The sequence below is a fragment of the Streptomyces sp. ADI96-02 genome, from assembly GCF_003846185.1.
GTDB lineage: Bacteria > Actinomycetota > Actinomycetes > Streptomycetales > Streptomycetaceae > Streptomyces.
In genome coordinates this window covers 4,270,996-4,287,750 of the sequence record NZ_ML123034.1, presented here as the reverse complement: position 1 = coordinate 4,287,750, position 16,755 = coordinate 4,270,996, and the positions used below count along the sequence as shown (strand labels likewise).

The window sequence follows — 16,755 nt, the reverse complement described above, 5'->3', positions numbered from 1 at the left end:
CGTGAGGTGATCCCGGGGGCCGTACCGCGGCGGGCCGTCGGCCCCACAGGTCAGGGCGGATGTCCGAAGGGCCCGGCCGCGGGGCCGTACGGGGCGCACGCCCGGCGCGCGCCCCGGGGAGTGTCAGCCCAGACGCTCGACCAGCGCCCGGTACTCGTCCCACAGTTCCTTGGGCGTGTGGTCGCCGAAGGTGTTGAGATGCTCGGGGACCAGCGCCGCCTCCTCGCGCCAGACCTCCTTGTCCACCGTCAGCAGGTAGTCGAGGTCGGCCTCGGACAGATCCAGGCCCTCGGTGTCCAGCGCGCCCTTGGCCGGCAGGATGCCGATCGGCGTCTCGACGCCCTCACCCTCGCCCCGCAGGCGCTCCACGATCCACTTCAGGACGCGGCTGTTCTCGCCGAAGCCGGGCCAGACGAACTTCCCGGCCTCGTTCTTGCGGAACCAGTTCACGTAGTAGATCTTGGGCAGCTTGGACTGGTCCTTGTCCGCGCCGACCTTCACCCAGTGGTTCATGTAGTCGCCCATGTTGTAGCCGCAGAACGGCAGCATGGCGAACGGGTCGCGGCGCAGCTCGCCGACCTTGCCCTCGGCGGCGGCCGTCTTCTCGGAGGCCACGTTGGCGCCGAGGAAGACGCCGTGCTGCCAGTCGAAGGACTCGGTGACCAGCGGCACGGCGGAGGCGCGGCGACCGCCGAAGAGGATCGCCGAGATCGGCACGCCCTTCGGGTCCTCCCACTCGGGCGCGATGATCGGGCACTGCCCGGCCGGGACGGTGAAGCGGGCGTTGGGGTGCGCGGCCGGCGTACCGGACTCGGGGGTCCAGTCGTTGCCCTTCCAGTCCGTGAGGTGCGCGGGCTGCTCCTCGGTCATGCCCTCCCACCAGACGTCGCCGTCGTCGGTGAGCGCGACGTTGGTGAAGACGGAGTTGCCCCACATCGTCTTCATGGCGTTGGCGTTGGTGTGCTCGCCGGTGCCGGGCGCGACGCCGAAGAAGCCGGCCTCGGGGTTGATCGCGTAGAGCCGGCCGTCCTCGCCGAACCGCATCCAGGCGATGTCGTCGCCGATGGTCTCCACGGTCCAGCCGGGGATCGTCGGCTCCAGCATGGCGAGGTTCGTCTTGCCGCAGGCGCTCGGGAACGCGGCGGCCACGTACGTCGACTCACCGCGCGGCGGCGTGAGCTTGAGGATGAGCATGTGCTCGGCGAGCCAGCCCTCGTCCCGGGCCATCACGGAGGCGATGCGCAGCGCGTAGCACTTCTTGCCGAGCAGGGCGTTGCCGCCGTAGCCGGAGCCGTAGGACCAGATCTCGCGGTCCTCGGGGAAGTGCGAGATGTACTTGGTGGAGTTGCACGGCCACGGGACGTCCTGCTCGCCCTCGGCCAGCGGCGCGCCGAGCGTGTGGACGGCCTTGACGAAGAACCCGTCCTCGCCCAGCTCGTCCAGGACAGCCTGGCCCATACGGGTCATGGTGCGCATGGAGACGGCGACGTAGGCGGAGTCGGTGATCTCGACGCCGATCGCGGAGAGCGGCGAGCCGACCGGCCCCATGCAGAAGGGCACGACGTACATGGTCCGGCCGCGCATGGAGCCGCGGAAGACGCCCCGCTCGCCCGTGACGCTGTTGCCCTCCTCCCCGGTGAAGACGGCCCGCATCTCGGCGGGGTCCTTCCAGTGGTTGGTGGGGCCCGCGTCCTTCTCCTCCTTGGAGCAGATGAACGTGCGGTCCTCGACGCGGGCGACGTCGGTGGGGTCGGACGCGGCGTAGTACGAGTTCGGGCGCTTGACCGGGTCGAGCTTCGTGAACGTGCCCTTGGCGACGAGCTCCCCGCACAGGCGCTCGTACTCGGCCTCGGAGCCGTCGCACCAGACCACCCGGTCCGGCTCGGTGATGGCTGCGATCTCGTCGACCCAGGAGGCGAGCTCCTGGTGCTGGGTGGGGACAGTGAGGGGAGCCGCGATGTCGCGCGCCACGATCGCTCCTTGTTGAGGGTGTCAGTTGTCTGGTGCCCCGTGGGGGCTGCGACCCGGATGCTTCGTACCCTTCGAATTCCCCTGGCGCTCATCCGGTGCCGACCGCACTCATTTGATCATCCGGCCGTTCCGCCCATATGTCCAGGGGGCTTCACACGTGAGCATCGCCACTCGTATCACTGACCTACGGTGGCGTAGGTAGCATGCGGATATGACTGATGCCGCCGCTTCCGACGCGACCCCGGGCCCCGTGGAAATCCACCCGACACCCGTCAAACCACGGATGCGCGGCTGGCTGCACGCCGGCATGTTCCCCGCGGTGCTGATCGCCGGGATCGCCCTGATCGCCCTGACGGACAGCACGCGGGGCCGGATCGCCTGCGCGGTCTACATCGTCAGCGCCTGCCTGCTGTTCGGCGTGAGCGCGATCTACCACCGGGGGACCTGGGGCCCGCGCGGCGAGGCCGTGCTCCGCCGCCTGGACCACGCCAATATCTTTCTGATCATCGCGGGGACCTATACCCCGCTGACCCTGCTCCTCCTCCCTGAATCCACCGCCCGGCCCCTTCTGTGGGCGGTCTGGGCGGCAGCCGCGGCCGGTATCGCGTTCCGCGTCTTCTGGGTCGGCGCCCCGCGCTGGCTCTACACGCCGTGCTACATCGCGATGGGCTGGGCGGCGGTCTTCTTCCTGCCCGACTTCCTGCGGACCGGCGGCATCGCCGTCCTGGTCCTCGTCGTCGTCGGCGGCCTGCTCTACAGCGCGGGCGGCGTGATCTACGGCATCAAGAAGCCGAACCCGTCCCCGCGCTGGTTCGGCTTCCACGAGGTCTTCCACTCGCTGACGCTGGCGGCCTTCGTCGCGCACTACGTCGGCATCTCGCTGGTCGCCTACCAGCACGGCTGAGCGGGCGGCGCGAGATACGGGTGAGGGGCCGGCGCGACATTCCCGGCCCCTCACCCGTTTCCACCTCTCCGCTACGGCGCAGGGCTCCGCTCCCTGAAACGTCTCCCGTACGGCTCAGCGCTCCCGCACAGTGCATCTCATCCCATCGCATCACATCGCATCACAGCCGACCCTCCGTACGGCTCAGCCGCGCAGCTTGCGCTCCAGCTCGGCCGCGTCCACGGTCGGCGCGTCGCACACGAAGTGGCGGCACACGTACGCCGTCGGCTTCCCGTCCACGGCGGGCCGGTCCACCAGCAGCGGGAACTCGGCCCCCGCCTGCGGCCCCTCCCCCGCCGCGACGACCGCACCGGCCGCCCGCCCCAGCAGCGCCGTACGGTGCAGCTCGCCGCCGACCGGACCGGCGACGGCGACCTCGCGCGGCCCGTCCAGCAGCGCCTCGGCCACCGCGAGCCCCCAGCCGATGAAGCGCGGGGCGCGCGGGGCCAGCGCCTTCACCACGCCGAGCGCGCCCTCGGCGGCGGCGCGGTGCGCCTCGGAACCGGTGTGCGCGGCATACGAGAGCAGCGCGCCGGCCGCCGCAGTCCAGCCGGCCGGGGTGGCGCTGTCGGTGGGGTCCTGGGGCCGGCGGATCAGCTGCTCGGCGTCGTGCGCGGTGTCGTAGAGCTGCCCGCCCTCACCGGTGAACTGCTCCAGCACGATGTCCAGCAGGAACCCGGCGAACTCCAGCCACACGCCCTCGCCGGTCACCGCGGCCAGCGCGAGGAAGCCCTCGGCGACATCGCCGTAGTCCTCCAGCACCCCGGCGTTGTCGCCCGCGCGCCCGTCCCGGGAGGTCCGGGTCAGCCGGGCCACCTCGCCCAGATGGACGCGCACCAGCAGGTCGGCGGCCTCGGTGGCGCGCTCGACCAGGTCGGGCCGGTCGAAGTACGCGCCGGTCTCGGCGAGCGCGGCGACGGCGAGCCCGTTCCAGGCGGCCACCACCTTGTCGTCCCGCCCCGGCCGGGGTCGCAGCTCCCGGGCCGCGAGCAGCCGGGCCCGTACGCTCACGACCCGTTCGGCGTCCGCAGGTCCCGCGTCCCCGGGGAGCCGGAGCACGGACGCGCCCTCCTCGAAGGTGCCCTCCTCGGTCACGCCGAAGTGGGCGGCGGCGAAGGCCGCGTCCTCCTCGCCCAGCGCCTCGCGCAACTGCGCGGGCGTCCACACGTAGAACGCGCCCTCGACGTGCCGGCCGTCCGCGTCCTCGCTGTCGGCGTCCAGCGCGGAGGCGAAGCCACCCTCGGCCGTCCGCAGCTCGCGCACCAGGAAGTCGGCGGTCTCCAGGGCGATCCGGCGGGCCTCCTCGGAACCGGTTGCGCGCCAGAGGTGGGCGTACACCCGGCACAGCAGCGCGTTGTCGTAGAGCATCTTCTCGAAGTGCGGGACCACCCACTCGCGGTCCACGGAGTAGCGCGCGAACCCGCCGCCGAGTTGGTCGTACAGACCGCTCCGGGCCATCGCCGTACAGGTGTCGGCGGCCATCTGGAGCGCACCCTCGGAGCCGGTGCGCGCGTGGTGGCGCAGCAGGAACTCCAGCACCATCGACGGCGGGAACTTGGGCGCGCCGCCGAACCCGCCGCGGCTCTCGTCGTACTCCCGGGTCAGCCCCAGCAGCGCCTGGGCGATCTCCGCCTCACCCGGGACCCCGTCGCCCCCGTGGGCCAGCGAACGACCGGCGAGATCGGCGACGATGCGCGCGGCGACCTCGGCGACCTCCTCACGCCGATCGGCCCAGGCGGCCCGCACACCGTCGAGCACCTGCCGGAAGGAGGGCGAGCCGTGGCGGGGCTCGGGCGGGAAGTACGTGCCGAAGTAGAAGGGTTCGGCCTCGGGCGTGAGAAAGACCGTCATCGGCCAGCCGCCCTGCCCGGTGGCCGCCTGGACGGCCTCCATGTAGACGGCGTCGACGTCGGGCCGCTCCTCGCGGTCGACCTTCACGGCGACGAAGTGCTCGTTGACGAAGGCGGCCACGGCCTCGTCCTCGAAGGACTCGTGGGCCATCACGTGGCACCAGTGGCACGCGGAGTATCCGACGGACAGCAGAACGGGTACATCACGCCGCCGCGCTTCCTCGAAAGCGTCCGGTCCCCAGGGCCACCAGTCGACGGGATTCTCAGCATGCTGAAGCAGATAAGGCGAGGTCACACCAGCCAACCGGTTCATGCGCCTCAGCCTCTCACAGCGCCTGGCACGACCGGCGAAACCCTCACGGGCCCGCCTCGCTCGGCCGCATTGCGCTTGTGAGCCATCACGTGGCGGGCGACTCCTTCCCTTCCGAGTCGGGCAGCCCGGCGCCTCGAAACATTAGGCTCGGCGCAGCAGCGCCGGACCTGCCGAGACCTCTCGAAGGAGGTACACGATGACTGCCGAGATGGTGGCGCCCGCGTGGATGCATACGCGGATCAGCGCGGAGCAGTACGACTCCTGGTCCGAGGAGCAGTGCGCCGGCGTCGAGATCGTGGACGGGATGGCCGTCGTCAGCCCGAGCGCCTCCAAGCGCCACAACCGACTGGCCCGCATCCTGGCCAACGCCCTGGACGCTGCCGCGGGCCCGGACTGGAACGCCGGTACGGGCTTCGACGTCCGCCTGCAGGACGTTCCGCTCACCAACCGCCGCCCTGACGTCATCGTCTACCGGGCGGAAACCATCGACCTCACGCCTACCCGCCCCGAACACGTACTCCTGATCGTCGAGGTCGTGGCGCCCGGCTCGGAGACCACCGACCGGATCGTGAAGGTGGACCAGTACGCCAAGGCCGGCATCCCCTTCTACTGGCGGGTCGAGCAGGCCGCCACCGGTGTCCCGATCGTCTACACGTACGTTCTCGATCCCGCCACCAATGCTTACTGGGACGGCGACATGTTCACCGGCGCGATCAAGGCCGCCACACCCTTCGCCGTGACCGTGGACCTGGGAACCGTCTGACAGCCTCGGCACCCGCTCGACCTGTGCCGTGCGGCGTCGCTGACGCGTTCAGTGGCCCCGGGTGTTCGGCTTAATCCCGCGTTAATCCCTCTGCTGAATGATCGTTTGTGGGCGTGCGGTCCCGGGCTCGGGCCACCGATCGCACGCTCGGTCGGATCCTGCGGCGATGCTTGCCGCAAGGTCCGGGGCGCTCGGCAGCCGACGGGACCGGGGATGGTCAGCGGCCGTCGAGCCGGCCCCTCCGCGCCCCTTCCCCCCCACCCGCCGGGCGCGGAGGGGCCTCTACTCCGGCGCGGCGTGGTCGAGGGGCTCCGTACCCACCCGGAAGGGGAGGCAGCCCGCCGCCCCAAGTCGAAGAACACCAACGAACATCCTGCGTACGGGAAATGAAGCCGCATCGGCGATGAGCAGCAACGCGGGAGGAGCTGCGGAGGGGCTCGCCCCGGGCCGACGGCACCGCCGCGATCGCCGGGACGGGGACAGCGCGACCGAGCCCCTGACGGCGACGGCCGGACACCCGTTCTTCCTGCAGGGACGCGGCTGGGTCGACGCGTCCGGCGTCCAGGCCGGTGACCGGCTCCTGTCGCCCGACGGGAGGGCGTCCAAGTCGAAGCAGGCCGCCGTCGCCGCCCGGCGCGACGCCCGGGTGGGTGGCCGCTGCCGTGGTGTGTGCTCCTCCGGCAACCACGTGCACGTCGACTACTTCAACCGGCGCGGGCAGATCTCGCACACCCGGCACTACAACTGGTGACTCGGGACGGCTGGTGACACCGGACCGCCGGTGACGCCGCAGGACTAGGAAGGCCCGGCCGGGCGGGCGGGCGCAGGGGCCGTGCCGGACCGGGCGCGGGCCCGGCCTCGCGTCGCTCGTGCCGGGATTCCGGTGGGCCCGGACGGTTCCGCCCGGGGAGCCGTCCGGGCCGCCGGACCCAGCCCTCAGGTGCGGGGCGCGGCCTCGGCCTTCGTACCGTTTTCGGCGGCCCCGGCGGCCTTCGTGCCGCTCTCGGCGGCGTCCGGGTCGGGGGCCTCCTCGAAGTCCACCTTGCCCATGTGCCGGTTCATCGACTTCATCAGCAGCCACACGCCGACGGCGAGGGCCGCGAAGACGAGGAAGCCGAGGACGCCGGGGGTGACCTTGTTCTTGTCGAGCTCGGCGGCGAGCGGGACGAGGTTCGTCAGTGCCTGGGTCGCGTACATATCAGGCATTGTCGCGGATGCCCGCGAAGAGGTCGCTCTCGGGGAGGGAGGTATCGACGAGGGACTTCGCCAGCTCGTACTCCTCGGTCGGCCAGACCTCGCGCTGGAGGTCCATCGGAACCCGGAACCAGCCGCCCTCCGGGTCGATCTGCGTGGCGTGCGCGATGAGCGCCTTGTCGCGGATCTCGAAGAAGTCGTCGCACGGGATGTGCGTGGTCAGCGTGCGTTCGACGCGCTCGAACTCCTTCCAGCGCTCCAGCCACTCGCCGTACGGGGACTCCAGGCCGCGGGCGAGCAGCGCCTCGTGCAGCGCGACCGTGCGCGGCCGGTTGAAGCCCTGGTTGTAGTAGAGCTTCTCCGGCCGGCACACCGGGCCGTACTCGTCCTCGGGGAACCGCTCCGCGTCGGCCGCGCCGTCGAACGCGATCATCGAGATCGTGTGCGTCATGATGTGGTCGGGGTGCGGGTAGCCGCCGTTCTCGTCGTACGTGGTGATGACCTGCGGCCTGAAGGCCCGGATCTTCGCCACGAGGCGTCCGGCGGCGGTCTCCGGGTCCTCCAAGGCGAAGCAGCCCTCGGGCAGCGGCGGCAGCGGGTCGCCCTCGGGCAGTCCGGAGTCGACGAAGCCCAGCCACTCCTGCCGGACGCCCAGGATCTCCCGGGCCTCGTCCATCTCCTTCTTGCGCACCTCGTGGATGTTCTTCTCGATGTACGCGTCGCCCTGGAGCTTCGGATTGAGGATGGAGCCGCGCTCGCCTCCCGTGCAGGTCACGACCAGCACGTCCACCCCCTCGGACACGTACTTGGCCATGGTGGCCGCACCCTTGCTCGACTCGTCGTCGGGGTGGGCGTGAACGGCCATCAGTCGCAGCTGCTCAGTCAAAGCTCGATCCTCAGTGATGTCGTGGTGGCGAGAGCGTTCCGGCCCGCGGCACGTCGGTGCGGGGCGGGGGTCGGGTGACACATGGGCGGCTTCTATAGTGACCGAACGAGGAGCCGGAAAATTCCTCGATGCCGGCACCGAAGGGAACGATCATGACGGCGGTTCGCGAGGCCGCGCCCGAGGGGCGCTACGGCCGCACCGAGGATCAGCGTGCCGACCGCAAGCTGAAGATCATCGGCTCGGTGCTCGGCGTCGGACTGCTCGGCGTGATCGTCTGGATCGGTTTCGGCTACATCGGCGACCAGGGCGTCAGCGGCGAGCTGATCAAGTCGAAGATCGTCTCCGACACGCGGGCCGAGGCCCATCTCGAAGTCCGCAAGGACCGCGAGAGCGGCGGGTACTGCACCCTGCGCGCGCTCAGCGAGGACGGCGCCGAGGTGGGACGCAAGGACTTCCGCTTCGACCAGGCCGTCGACCGGGTCGACCAGGTGGTGGCGCTGCGGACGGCGTCCCGGGCCACGGCGGTCGAGCTGATGGGCTGCACCACCGACAAGGGCCCGTCGAGCTGACCCGGGCGCCCCGCCCGGCGACCGGCCCGGCGGGGAGTCGCGGCGGCCCGCGCGGGGGTGGAGTGTTTTACCTTCTCCCCCTTTTCCGCCGGAATTGTTAGGCTCGTGGTTTCGCCCACCCGTGAAGGAACAAGCTTCGGGTAGGGCGATGCTTTGTATTCCCAGTACCGACGAGGAGCACCTGTGACCCAGACCAGCGAAAACGTCACCTGGCTCACGCAGGAGGCGTACAACCAGCTGAAGGCCGAGCTGGAATACCTGTCTGGTCCCGCGCGCACGGAGATCGCCGTCAAGATCGCGGCGGCCCGTGAGGAGGGTGACCTCCGGGAGAACGGCGGGTACCACGCGGCCAAGGAGGAGCAGGGCAAGATGGAGCTGCGGGTGCGCCAGCTGACCCAGCTCCTGGAGCACGCGAAGGTCGGCGAGGCGCCGGCCGACGACGGCGTGGTCGAGCCCGGCATGGTCGTGACGATCGCCTTCGACGGCGACGAGGACGACACGATGACCTTCCTGCTGGCCTCCCGCGAATACGCCAGCAGTGAGATCGAGACGTACTCCCCGCAGTCGCCGCTCGGCATCGGCGTGAACGGCAAGCGGACGGGCGAGGACGCCGAGTACGAGCTGCCGAACGGCAAGACCGCCTCGGTGCGGATCCTGGCGGCGAAGCCGTACACCGGCTGAACCGGTCCGCACGACGGCGTACGACGGCGCACGAGAGCCGCACGGCGGAGTAGGCGACCGCACGACGGCGTGCGACCCGCACGACGGCGTACGACGAGGAGCCCCGGCCCGCGAAGGCCGGGGCTCCCCCCGCGCCCGCCTCAGCCGGTCGCCGAGCGGTACTTGCGGACGGCGAGGGTGCGGAACACCAGCAGGATCAGGACGGACCACAGGATCGACGCCAGGACGGCGTGCTGCATGGGCCAGGCGTCCGAGGTCTTGAAGCCCGGCGGCAGGTTTCCGAAGAGTTCGCGGCATGCCTGCACCGTGGCGCTGAACGGATTCCACTCGGCGATGTGCCGCAGGAAGGTCGGCATCTGGTTGGCGTCCACGAAGGCGTTCGAGATGAACGTCAGCGGGAACAGCCAGATCAGCCCGCCGGAGGTGGCCGCCTCCGGGGTGCGCACGGTGAGGCCGATCAGCGCGCCGATCCAGGAGAACGCGTACCCGAGCAGGAGCAGCAGCAGGAAGCCGAGCAGCACCTTGCCGAAGTTCTCGTGGGTGCGCCAGCCGACCAGCAGCGCCACTCCGGCGAGGACCACCAGGGTAAGGGTGGTCTGGACGAGGTCGGCGATCGTACGCCCGGTGAGCACCGCGCCCCGGGCCATCGGCAGCGACCGGAAGCGGTCGATGAGCCCCTTGTGCATGTCGTCGGCGATGCCCGCGCCCGCTCCGGCGGTGGCGAAGGTGACCGTCTGGGCGAAGATGCCCGCCATCAGGAACTCTCGGTACGCCTGCGGCGAGGTGGAGCCGCCGACCTGGATCGAGCCGCCGAAGACATAGGTGAAGAGCACCACGAACATGATCGGCTGGATCAGTCCGAAGATCACCATTTCGGGGATCCGGGTCATCCGGATCAGGTTCCGCTTGGCGACGACGAGCGAGTCCTTGACCGACTGGACCATGCCTCCGGCGGGGCGGGGCGCCAAGGCCGGGCCCTTCTCGATGATCGCGCTCACGGGGTGTCCTCCCTCGTCCGGTCCTCGCGCGGCCGGTCCTCGCCCGTCCGGTCCTCGCCCGTCCGATCCTCGCCCGTCCGGTCGTCGCGCTTCGTCCGGTCCTCGCGCTGCGATGGCGCCTGCCCCGGTCCCCCGTCCGGGTCCTTCTCCCCGGCGTCCGGCGTCTCGGCGGCGTGGCCGGTGAGCGAGAGGAAGACGTCGTCCAGGGTGGGGCGGCGCAGGGCGATGTCGTCGATCTCGACTCCGCGGGCGTCCAGGTCGCGGATGACCTCGGCCAGCAGCTTGGCGCCGCCGCTGACCGGGACGGTGAGCTTGCGGGAGAGCTCGGCGACGGCGACCCCGCCCTTGCCGAGCGCGGTCAGGACCTCGCGGGCGCGGGCGATCTCGTCGGGGCGGTGCACGACGACCTCGACGCGTTCGCCGCCGGTGCGGGCCTTGAGCTGGTCGGAGGTGCCGCGCGCGATGACCTTGCCGTGGTCGATGACGCAGATGTCGTGGGCGAGGTGGTCGGCCTCCTCCAGGTACTGCGTGGTCAGCAGCAGGGTGGTGCCTCCCGCCACGAGGTCCTGGATGACGTCCCACAGCTGCTGCCGGTTGCGCGGGTCCAGGCCGGTCGTCGGCTCGTCCATGAACATCACGGGCGGCGAGACGACGAGGGCGGCGGCGAGGTCGAGCCTGCGGCGCATACCGCCCGAGTACGTCTTGGCGGTGCGGTCGGCGGCGTCGGCGAGGTGGAACCGCTCCAGCAGGACGCCCGCGCGGGCCTTCGCGTCCCGGGCGCTCATCTGGTAGAGCTGCCCGACCATCTGGAGGTTCTCGCGGCCGGTCAGATACTCGTCGACGGCGGCGAACTGCCCGGAGAGCCCGATCGAGCGGCGTACCTCGTTCGGCCGCTTCAGCACGTCGATCCCGGCCACCACGGCCCGGCCGCTGTCCGGCCGCAGCAGCGTGGTCAGGACGCGCACCGCGGTGGTCTTGCCCGCGCCGTTGGGGCCGAGCAGTCCGAGGACGGTGCCCTGCGGTACGTCGAAGTCGACGCCGTCCAGGGCTCGTACGTCTCCGAAGGTCTTCACCAGGCCCTCGGCCTGGATCGCACCTGGCATGGCGGGTCCCCCGTCGTTCGCGGATGGGCTTCGCAGGTGGTGGCTTCGTAGGAAGATCCTAGGAGCGCCGGGGCCGCGCCGCCCGGTGAACAGCCGGTCAGCCGATCACCCGGTAGCCGGCCGCGCGCAGCGCCGCCTCGACCTCGGCCCGGTGCTCCGGGCCCTTGGTCTCCAGGTGCAGGTCGACCTCGGCCTCGGTCAGTCCGAGGCGGGGGTCGGTGCGCACGTGCGCGATGTCGAGGACGTTCGCGTCGGCCGCGCTGAGCGCCGCCAGCAGGGCGGCCAGCGCTCCGGGCCGGTCGGTGAGACGCAGGCGGAGGTTCAGGTAGCGCCCCGCGGCCGACATGCCGTGCTGGAGGATGCGCTGCATCAGCAGCGGGTCCACGTTGCCGCCGGAGAGCACCGCCACCACCGGCCCCCGGAACGCCCCCGGGTCGCTGAGCAGCGCGGCGACGGGGCTCGCCCCGGCCGGCTCCACGACGAGCTTCGCCCGCTCCAGGCAGAGCAGCAGCGCGGCGGCCAGCTCGTCCTCGGTCACGGTGCGGACCTCGTCGACCAGGTCCTCGACCAGCGCGAACGGTACGTCTCCGGGCCTGCCGACCTTGATGCCGTCCGCCATCGTGACCGGGGCGTCCAGCGGGACGGGGTGCCCGGCGCTCAGCGAGGGCGGATAGCTGGCGGCGCCCTCGGCCTGCACGCCGACGACGCGGACGTCGGGCCGGATCGCCTTCACGGCCACCGCGACGCCCGCGGCCAGCCCGCCGCCGCCGAGGCCCACGACGACCGTGCGGACCTCGGGGCACTGCTCCAGGATCTCCAGCCCGACGGTGCCCTGGCCCGCGATGATGTCGGGGTGGTCGAACGGGTGGATGAAGACCGCGCCGGTCTCCTCGGCGTACTCCTGCGCGGCGGCCAGCGTCTCGTCGACGACCTGGCCGTGCAGCCGGACCTCGGCCCCGTACTCCCGCGTGGCGGCGACCTTGGGCAGCGGGGCCCCGACGGGCATGAAGACCGTCGAGCGCACGCCCAGGAGCGAGGAGGCCAGCGCGACGCCCTGGGCGTGGTTGCCGGCGCTGGCGGCGACCACCCCGGCCGCCCGTTCGACCGGGCTGAGGCCGGAGATCCGCACGTACGCGCCGCGCAGCTTGAAGGAGCCGGTCCGCTGGAGGTTCTCGCACTTCAGGTGGACGGGAGCGCCGACCAGCTCGGTCAGATGGCGACTGCCCTCCATCGCCGTCATCCGGGCCACCCCGGACAGCATCTTCTGCGCGCCCCGGATGTCGTCGAGGATCAGGGCCGGGTGGCGGGGGGTCGCGCGGAAGCTCATGACGGGAAGTCTCGCAGCTCCGGCGGATCCCGGCCGACTCGTCTCATGGCGGCCTGCGGTGGTGTCCACGGGTTTGTGCGGCGCTGGCACGCGTTGCCCCGGGGCCGCGTACTCTGTGCCCCACCCATCCGACACCGCACGAAGAGAGCCCCCGGCCATGCCCCCTCAGGACATGACGACTGCTGCGTCTCCTTCCGGGGGCGCCGTCCCCGAACACCCGGGCCCCGACAGCCTGCTGGACGAGCTCCAGCACGAGGTGGCGGTCTTCGCCCGCCGTGCCGAACAGACCCGCCTCGGCGGTGTCGGCCAGGTCCGCAACTCGATGGACCGGGCCGCCTACCTGCTGCTGAACCGGCTGGACCGGGAGGGCCCGATGGGCGTCAAGGCGCTGGCCGCGGGCATGGGGATCGACTCGTCGACCGTGACCCGGCAGGTCGCTCCGCTGGTCGACACCGGGCTGGTCAAGCGCACCTCGCACCCGGAGGACGGCCGGGCTGTCGTGCTCCAGCTCTCCCCGCGCGGCCAGTCCCGTCTGGAGGAGGTCCGGGCCTCGCGGCGCGAGCTGATGTCCCAGGTGACGGACGGGTGGTCGCGGGAGGAGCAGGACACCTTCCGCGCGCTGCTCACCCGGTTCAACGCGTCGCTGGCCGCGCGGCAGGCCGCGTACCAGCCGCCGCAGGCCGACTGACCGCCGACGCGTGCCGGGCGCGTACGCGGGGCCCCGAAGTGATCGGCCGGGCCCCGCGTGCGCGGCGGAGCGGCAGCGGGCGGCGGCAGCCGCCCCCACCGACTGCCGGCCCCACCGTCTGCCGGCCCACCGTCTGCCGTGCGCTACCGCCTGCCTGCCGCTACCGCCTGCCTGCCGCTACCGGCCGCCGGTCAGCCGAGGGCCTGGGCGAGGTCGGCGAGCAGGTCGTCGGCGTTCTCGATGCCGACGGAGAGCCGGACCAGGTCGGCGGGGACCTCCAGCGGGGAGCCCGCCGCGGAGGCGTGCGTCATCCGTCCGGGGTGTTCCAGCAGCGACTCGACGCCGCCCAGGGACTCGCCGAGGGTGAAGAGCTTCGCCCGGTTGCAGACCTCGACCGCCGCCTCCTCGCCGCCCGCGACGCGGAAGGACACCATGCCGCCGAACGCCTTCATCTGCTTGGCGGCGACCTCGTGGCCGGGGTGGTCGGACAGGCCCGGGTAGAGGACCCGGGTGACCTTGGGGTGGCGGGTCAGCAGGTCGGCCACCCTGGTGGCGTTCTCGGTGTGCCGGTCCATGCGGACGGCGAGCGTCTTGATGCCGCGCAGCACCAGCCAGGCGTCGAAGGGGCCGGCCACCGCGCCCATCGCGTTCTGGTGGTACGCCAGCTCCTCGGCCAGCTCCGGGTCGCTCACGACCAGGGCGCCGCCGACGACGTCGGAGTGGCCGCCCATGTACTTGGTGGTGGAGTGCACGACGACGTCCGCGCCGAGCGCGAGGGGCTGCTGGAGGTACGGGGAGGCGAAGGTGTTGTCGACGACGAGGCGGGCCCCGGCCTCCTGCGCGACCTGCGCGAGCGCGGCGATGTCGGTGATGCCGAGCAGCGGGTTGGAGGGGGTCTCCACCCACAGGGCCCTGGTGCGCGGAGTGATCGCCGCACGGACCGCCGCCACGTCCGAGGTGTCGGCGACCGAGAACTCCACGCCCCAGCGCGAGGCGACCTTCGCGAACAGCCGGAACGTGCCGCCGTAGGCGTCGTTCGGGATGACCACGTGGTCGCCGGGGGTCAGCAGCGTACGGAGCAGGCAGTCCTCGGCGGCGAGGCCGGAGGCGAAGGCGAGACCGCGACGGCCGCCTTCCAGGGCCGCCAGGTTCTCCTCCAGGGCGGTACGGGTCGGGTTGGCGCTGCGGCTGTACTCGTAACCGCCGCGCAGTCCGCCCACGCCGTCCTGCTTGTACGTGGACACCTGGTAGATGGGCGGAACCACCGCGCCGGTGAGGGGATCGGCGGTGTTCCCCGCGTGGATGGCGAGGGTCTCGAAGCTGTGCTGGTCGCTCATGAGGCCCGAGCGTAGTTCGTCACGAGGGGGCGCATGGGCCACTCGGGTGTACGGGGACAATGGAGCCATGGAGATTCTGTGGTTCCTGCTCGCGATGTGCATGCTCGCCGCGGTGATCGGCCCGATCGTGATGCGCCGCCGCGGCGGCATCCACCAGGTCGCGCCCGGTTCGCCGGACGCCGCCGACCCGGACGCGTACGGGTTCGCCCGCCAGGAGGAGCTGGACGTGCGGATGCCGGGCCCCGACCAGGACCTCCTGGACGTGCTGGACGTCGTGCAGGCGACCCAGGACTGGCGGGCGGCGGCGCAGCTGCTGGCCGGGACGCCGAAGGAGGGCGAGGTGCGCTGGCAGCGGGTGCAGGCGTTCGCGGGCGCGGCCTCGCTGGAGCTGGCGCGGCGGCCCGGGGCGGGCGGCGCGTGGCTGCGCGCCTGGCGCGCGGAGTCCCCGAAGGACGCGGGCGGGGCGGCGGTGCACGCGGAGTTCCTGGTGCAGCAGGCGTGGCGGTCCTCGTCGGCCGGCACCGACGACTTCCGGATCATCCTGGAGGAGGCCCGGTCGGTCTGCGGCCAGGCGGCCCTGCTGGCGCCCGGCGACCCGGTCCCGTACATCGTGGAGCTGGCGGTGGCCCGGGGGCTGGGCTACACCCCGGAGCAGTTCGACCAGCTCTGGGCCAGGATCATCGACCGGGCTCCGGCGCACATGGGAGCGCACATCGCTGCGCTGCACTACCACTGCGAGAAGTGGCACGGCTCGCGCGAGGACGCGGACCGGTTCGCCACGGCAGCCGCCGCCCGCGCACCGCAGGGCTCGCTGCTCGCCGCGCTGCCGCTGTTCGCGGTGTACGAGCACCTGCCGGAGGTCAACCTGGTGCAGGGCTTCTACCGCGGTCTGTCGGTGACCAGGGCGGTGGAGGGCGCGATGTTCGCGGTGCACGCGGCCCGCCCGGACGATCCGATGCTCGCGCACGTCCGCCACCTGCTGGTGATGTTCCTGGTCCGCATGGAGCGCTGGTCGGAGGCGATGCACCAGCTGGTCCACATCGACGGCCACGTGGGCGCGCTGCCGTGGACGCAGAGCCCCGACCCGGCCGCGGAGTACGCGGTCCACCGGGCCTTGGCTGTGGCCGGTTACGAGGCGAACGGCGGCAGTCCGGCGACGCTGTCGCACTGAGCGCGCGTCCGTCCTCCTCCAGGGCTGCTCAGGGCCTGTTCCCCGCGGTGCCCGGCGGAATCCCGGGCACCGCGTCCTTGTTGTACGGAGCGAACCACGACCTCCCCAAGGAGTCCCCGCATGTTCCTGAACCGCCGTACCCCCGAGCTCCCCACTCCGGAGCAGGCCCTGCGCGGACGCCCCGTCCCCGAATTCGCGCTTCCCTCCCGCCACACCGTCCTCGGCAACCCGCTGGCTGGCCCGTACCCGGAGGGGCTGGAGGTGGCGGACTTCGCGCTGGGCTGCTTCTGGGGCGCGGAGCGGAAGTTCTGGCAGACGGACGGCGTCTGGACGACGCTGGTCGGCTACCAGGGCGGCTACACGGAGAACCCGACGTACGAGGAAGCCTGCTCGGGCCTGACCGGTCACACGGAGGCGGTCCGCGTGGTCTTCGACCCGGCCGTCGTCCCGTACGAGGAGCTGCTGAAGCTCTTCTGGGAGTCGCACGACCCGACGCAGGGCTTCCGCCAAGGCAACGACGTGGGCACGCAGTACCGCTCGGCGATCTACACCCACTCCCCCGCGCAGGCGGAGGCGGCCGACGCCTCGCGGGAGGCGTACCAGAAGGTCCTGACGGCCTCGGGCCACTCCACGATCACCACGGAGATCCTGCCGGCCGAGGGCCGCCCGTTCTGGCCGGCGGAGGCGTACCACCAGCAGTACCTCGACAAGAACCCGGGCGGCTACTGCGGCATCGGCGGCACGGGCGTCTCCTGCCCGATCGGGGTGGCGCGCGCGGACGGCTGAACCCCCGGCTGGACGTCTGGGCGGCGCCGAACGCGCCGCTGACCGGCAGACGAGAGACCCCTGGGGGTTTTTACCAGGGTTTTGGACAGTATCCAAAGGTTTTCATAGGTCTAGTCGTTCTCTAGCGCCTATGGAGTCTGTGATGTCCTTCCGTCGTGTTTCCGCTGGTCGTCGT

At 71.7% G+C, this 16,755-nt stretch carries 16 protein-coding genes; 8 read left to right on the top strand and 8 right to left on the bottom strand.

Annotated features, from left to right (window positions below; translation table 11 throughout):
* Window positions 1–123: 123 nt before the first annotated feature.
* A complete protein-coding gene (locus tag EES43_RS19020) occupies window positions 124–1,971 on the bottom strand; it encodes a phosphoenolpyruvate carboxykinase (GTP) (protein ID WP_124269811.1) in 1,848 nt (615 codons plus the stop codon).
* A 211-nt stretch (window positions 1,972–2,182) separates the two neighbouring features.
* Here EES43_RS19020 and EES43_RS19015 point away from each other — a divergent pair, with 211 nt between their 5' ends.
* On the top strand, window positions 2,183–2,875 hold the full coding sequence (locus EES43_RS19015) for a PAQR family membrane homeostasis protein TrhA (protein ID WP_124269810.1): 693 nt from the start codon (window positions 2,183–2,185) through the stop codon (window positions 2,873–2,875).
* Between the two features lie 183 nt (window positions 2,876–3,058).
* On the opposite strand, the gene EES43_RS19010 is transcribed toward EES43_RS19015, so the two are convergent.
* Window positions 3,059–5,077 (bottom strand): thioredoxin domain-containing protein, encoded by a 2,019-nt coding sequence (locus EES43_RS19010; protein ID WP_124269809.1) that lies wholly within the window; start codon window positions 5,075–5,077, stop codon window positions 3,059–3,061.
* A gap of 196 nt (window positions 5,078–5,273) precedes the next feature.
* Here EES43_RS19010 and EES43_RS19005 point away from each other — a divergent pair, with 196 nt between their 5' ends.
* Together EES43_RS19005 and EES43_RS19000 are read left to right on the top strand one after the other, a co-directional pair.
* Entirely contained in the window at window positions 5,274–5,840 is a 567-nt protein-coding gene (locus EES43_RS19005; protein WP_124269808.1) for a Uma2 family endonuclease, read from the top strand.
* 403 nt (window positions 5,841–6,243) lie between these two features.
* Window positions 6,244–6,591: a hypothetical protein gene (locus EES43_RS19000; RefSeq protein ID WP_124269807.1), complete on the top strand. Its 348-nt coding sequence runs from the start codon at window positions 6,244–6,246 to the stop codon at window positions 6,589–6,591.
* A gap of 185 nt (window positions 6,592–6,776) precedes the next feature.
* Here the strand turns inward: EES43_RS19000 and EES43_RS18995 are convergent, their stop codons facing one another.
* Together EES43_RS18995 and mca are read right to left on the bottom strand one after the other, a co-directional pair.
* Window positions 6,777–7,037, bottom strand: coding sequence for a hypothetical protein (locus EES43_RS18995; protein ID WP_124269806.1), 261 nt, complete (start codon window positions 7,035–7,037; stop codon window positions 6,777–6,779).
* 1 nt (window position 7,038) lies between these two features.
* Window positions 7,039–7,920: a mycothiol conjugate amidase Mca gene (gene mca / locus EES43_RS18990; protein ID WP_124269805.1), complete on the bottom strand. Its 882-nt coding sequence runs from the start codon at window positions 7,918–7,920 to the stop codon at window positions 7,039–7,041.
* A gap of 152 nt (window positions 7,921–8,072) precedes the next feature.
* On the opposite strand from mca, the gene EES43_RS18985 reads away from it, so the two are divergent.
* Window positions 8,073–8,489 carry a DUF4307 domain-containing protein gene (locus EES43_RS18985; RefSeq protein ID WP_124272061.1) on the top strand — a complete coding sequence of 139 codons (417 nt, stop codon included), beginning with the start codon at window positions 8,073–8,075 and terminating at the stop codon, window positions 8,487–8,489.
* Window positions 8,490–8,672: 183 nt separating this feature from the next.
* Window positions 8,673–9,170 (top strand): transcription elongation factor GreA, encoded by a 498-nt coding sequence (gene greA, locus EES43_RS18980; protein WP_124269804.1) that lies wholly within the window; start codon window positions 8,673–8,675, stop codon window positions 9,168–9,170.
* Between the two features lie 140 nt (window positions 9,171–9,310).
* Here greA and EES43_RS18975 read toward each other — a convergent pair whose 3' ends face one another.
* The 3 genes from EES43_RS18975 to ilvA form a co-directional block, all read right to left on the bottom strand.
* Entirely contained in the window at window positions 9,311–10,114 is an 804-nt protein-coding gene (locus tag EES43_RS18975) for an ABC transporter permease (RefSeq protein WP_124272060.1), read from the bottom strand.
* Window positions 10,115–10,164: 50 nt separating this feature from the next.
* The gene (locus EES43_RS18970) at window positions 10,165–11,271 is read right to left on the bottom strand and encodes an ATP-binding cassette domain-containing protein (protein WP_124269803.1); all 1,107 of its coding nucleotides are present in this window, start codon (window positions 11,269–11,271) and stop codon (window positions 10,165–10,167) included.
* Window positions 11,272–11,368: 97 nt separating this feature from the next.
* On the bottom strand, window positions 11,369–12,598 hold the full coding sequence (gene ilvA, locus EES43_RS18965) for a threonine ammonia-lyase (protein WP_124269802.1): 1,230 nt from the start codon (window positions 12,596–12,598) through the stop codon (window positions 11,369–11,371).
* 157 nt (window positions 12,599–12,755) lie between these two features.
* Between ilvA and EES43_RS18960 the strand changes: the two genes are divergently transcribed.
* Window positions 12,756–13,286, top strand: coding sequence for a MarR family winged helix-turn-helix transcriptional regulator (locus EES43_RS18960; RefSeq protein ID WP_124269801.1), 531 nt, complete (start codon window positions 12,756–12,758; stop codon window positions 13,284–13,286).
* Between the two features lie 191 nt (window positions 13,287–13,477).
* On the opposite strand, the gene EES43_RS18955 is transcribed toward EES43_RS18960, so the two are convergent.
* Window positions 13,478–14,623: a cystathionine gamma-synthase gene (locus tag EES43_RS18955; RefSeq protein WP_124269800.1), complete on the bottom strand. Its 1,146-nt coding sequence runs from the start codon at window positions 14,621–14,623 to the stop codon at window positions 13,478–13,480.
* 67 nt (window positions 14,624–14,690) lie between these two features.
* Between EES43_RS18955 and EES43_RS18950 the strand changes: the two genes are divergently transcribed.
* Both EES43_RS18950 and msrA read left to right on the top strand, forming a co-directional pair.
* Complete coding sequence (locus EES43_RS18950) at window positions 14,691–15,794, top strand: hypothetical protein (protein WP_124269799.1); 1,104 nt, start codon at window positions 14,691–14,693, stop codon at window positions 15,792–15,794.
* Window positions 15,795–15,914: 120 nt separating this feature from the next.
* The gene (msrA, locus tag EES43_RS18945; protein WP_124269798.1) at window positions 15,915–16,580 is read left to right on the top strand and encodes a peptide-methionine (S)-S-oxide reductase MsrA; all 666 of its coding nucleotides are present in this window, start codon (window positions 15,915–15,917) and stop codon (window positions 16,578–16,580) included.
* Window positions 16,581–16,755 lie beyond the last annotated feature (175 nt).

What these genes read in the sequence shown, in the direction of transcription:
- EES43_RS18975 (WP_124272060.1), bottom strand. Translation starts at nt 10,114, where the DNA reads ATGGTCCAGTCGGTCAAGGACTCGCTCGTCGTCGCCAAGCGGAACCTG.
- EES43_RS18985 (WP_124272061.1), top strand. Translation starts at nt 8,073, where the DNA reads ATGACGGCGGTTCGCGAGGCCGCGCCCGAGGGGCGCTACGGCCGCACC.
- EES43_RS18995 (WP_124269806.1), bottom strand. Translation starts at nt 7,037, where the DNA reads ATGTACGCGACCCAGGCACTGACGAACCTCGTCCCGCTCGCCGCCGAG.
- EES43_RS19005 (WP_124269808.1), top strand. Translation starts at nt 5,274, where the DNA reads ATGACTGCCGAGATGGTGGCGCCCGCGTGGATGCATACGCGGATCAGC.
- EES43_RS18960 (WP_124269801.1), top strand. Translation starts at nt 12,756, where the DNA reads ATGCCCCCTCAGGACATGACGACTGCTGCGTCTCCTTCCGGGGGCGCC.
- EES43_RS18955 (WP_124269800.1), bottom strand. Translation starts at nt 14,623, where the DNA reads ATGAGCGACCAGCACAGCTTCGAGACCCTCGCCATCCACGCGGGGAAC.
- ilvA (WP_124269802.1), bottom strand. Translation starts at nt 12,598, where the DNA reads ATGAGCTTCCGCGCGACCCCCCGCCACCCGGCCCTGATCCTCGACGAC.
- EES43_RS19010 (WP_124269809.1), bottom strand. Translation starts at nt 5,077, where the DNA reads ATGAACCGGTTGGCTGGTGTGACCTCGCCTTATCTGCTTCAGCATGCT.
- EES43_RS19015 (WP_124269810.1), top strand. Translation starts at nt 2,183, where the DNA reads ATGACTGATGCCGCCGCTTCCGACGCGACCCCGGGCCCCGTGGAAATC.
- EES43_RS19000 (WP_124269807.1), top strand. Translation starts at nt 6,244, where the DNA reads ATGAGCAGCAACGCGGGAGGAGCTGCGGAGGGGCTCGCCCCGGGCCGA.
- EES43_RS18970 (WP_124269803.1), bottom strand. Translation starts at nt 11,271, where the DNA reads ATGCCAGGTGCGATCCAGGCCGAGGGCCTGGTGAAGACCTTCGGAGAC.
- msrA (WP_124269798.1), top strand. Translation starts at nt 15,915, where the DNA reads ATGTTCCTGAACCGCCGTACCCCCGAGCTCCCCACTCCGGAGCAGGCC.
- EES43_RS18950 (WP_124269799.1), top strand. Translation starts at nt 14,691, where the DNA reads ATGGAGATTCTGTGGTTCCTGCTCGCGATGTGCATGCTCGCCGCGGTG.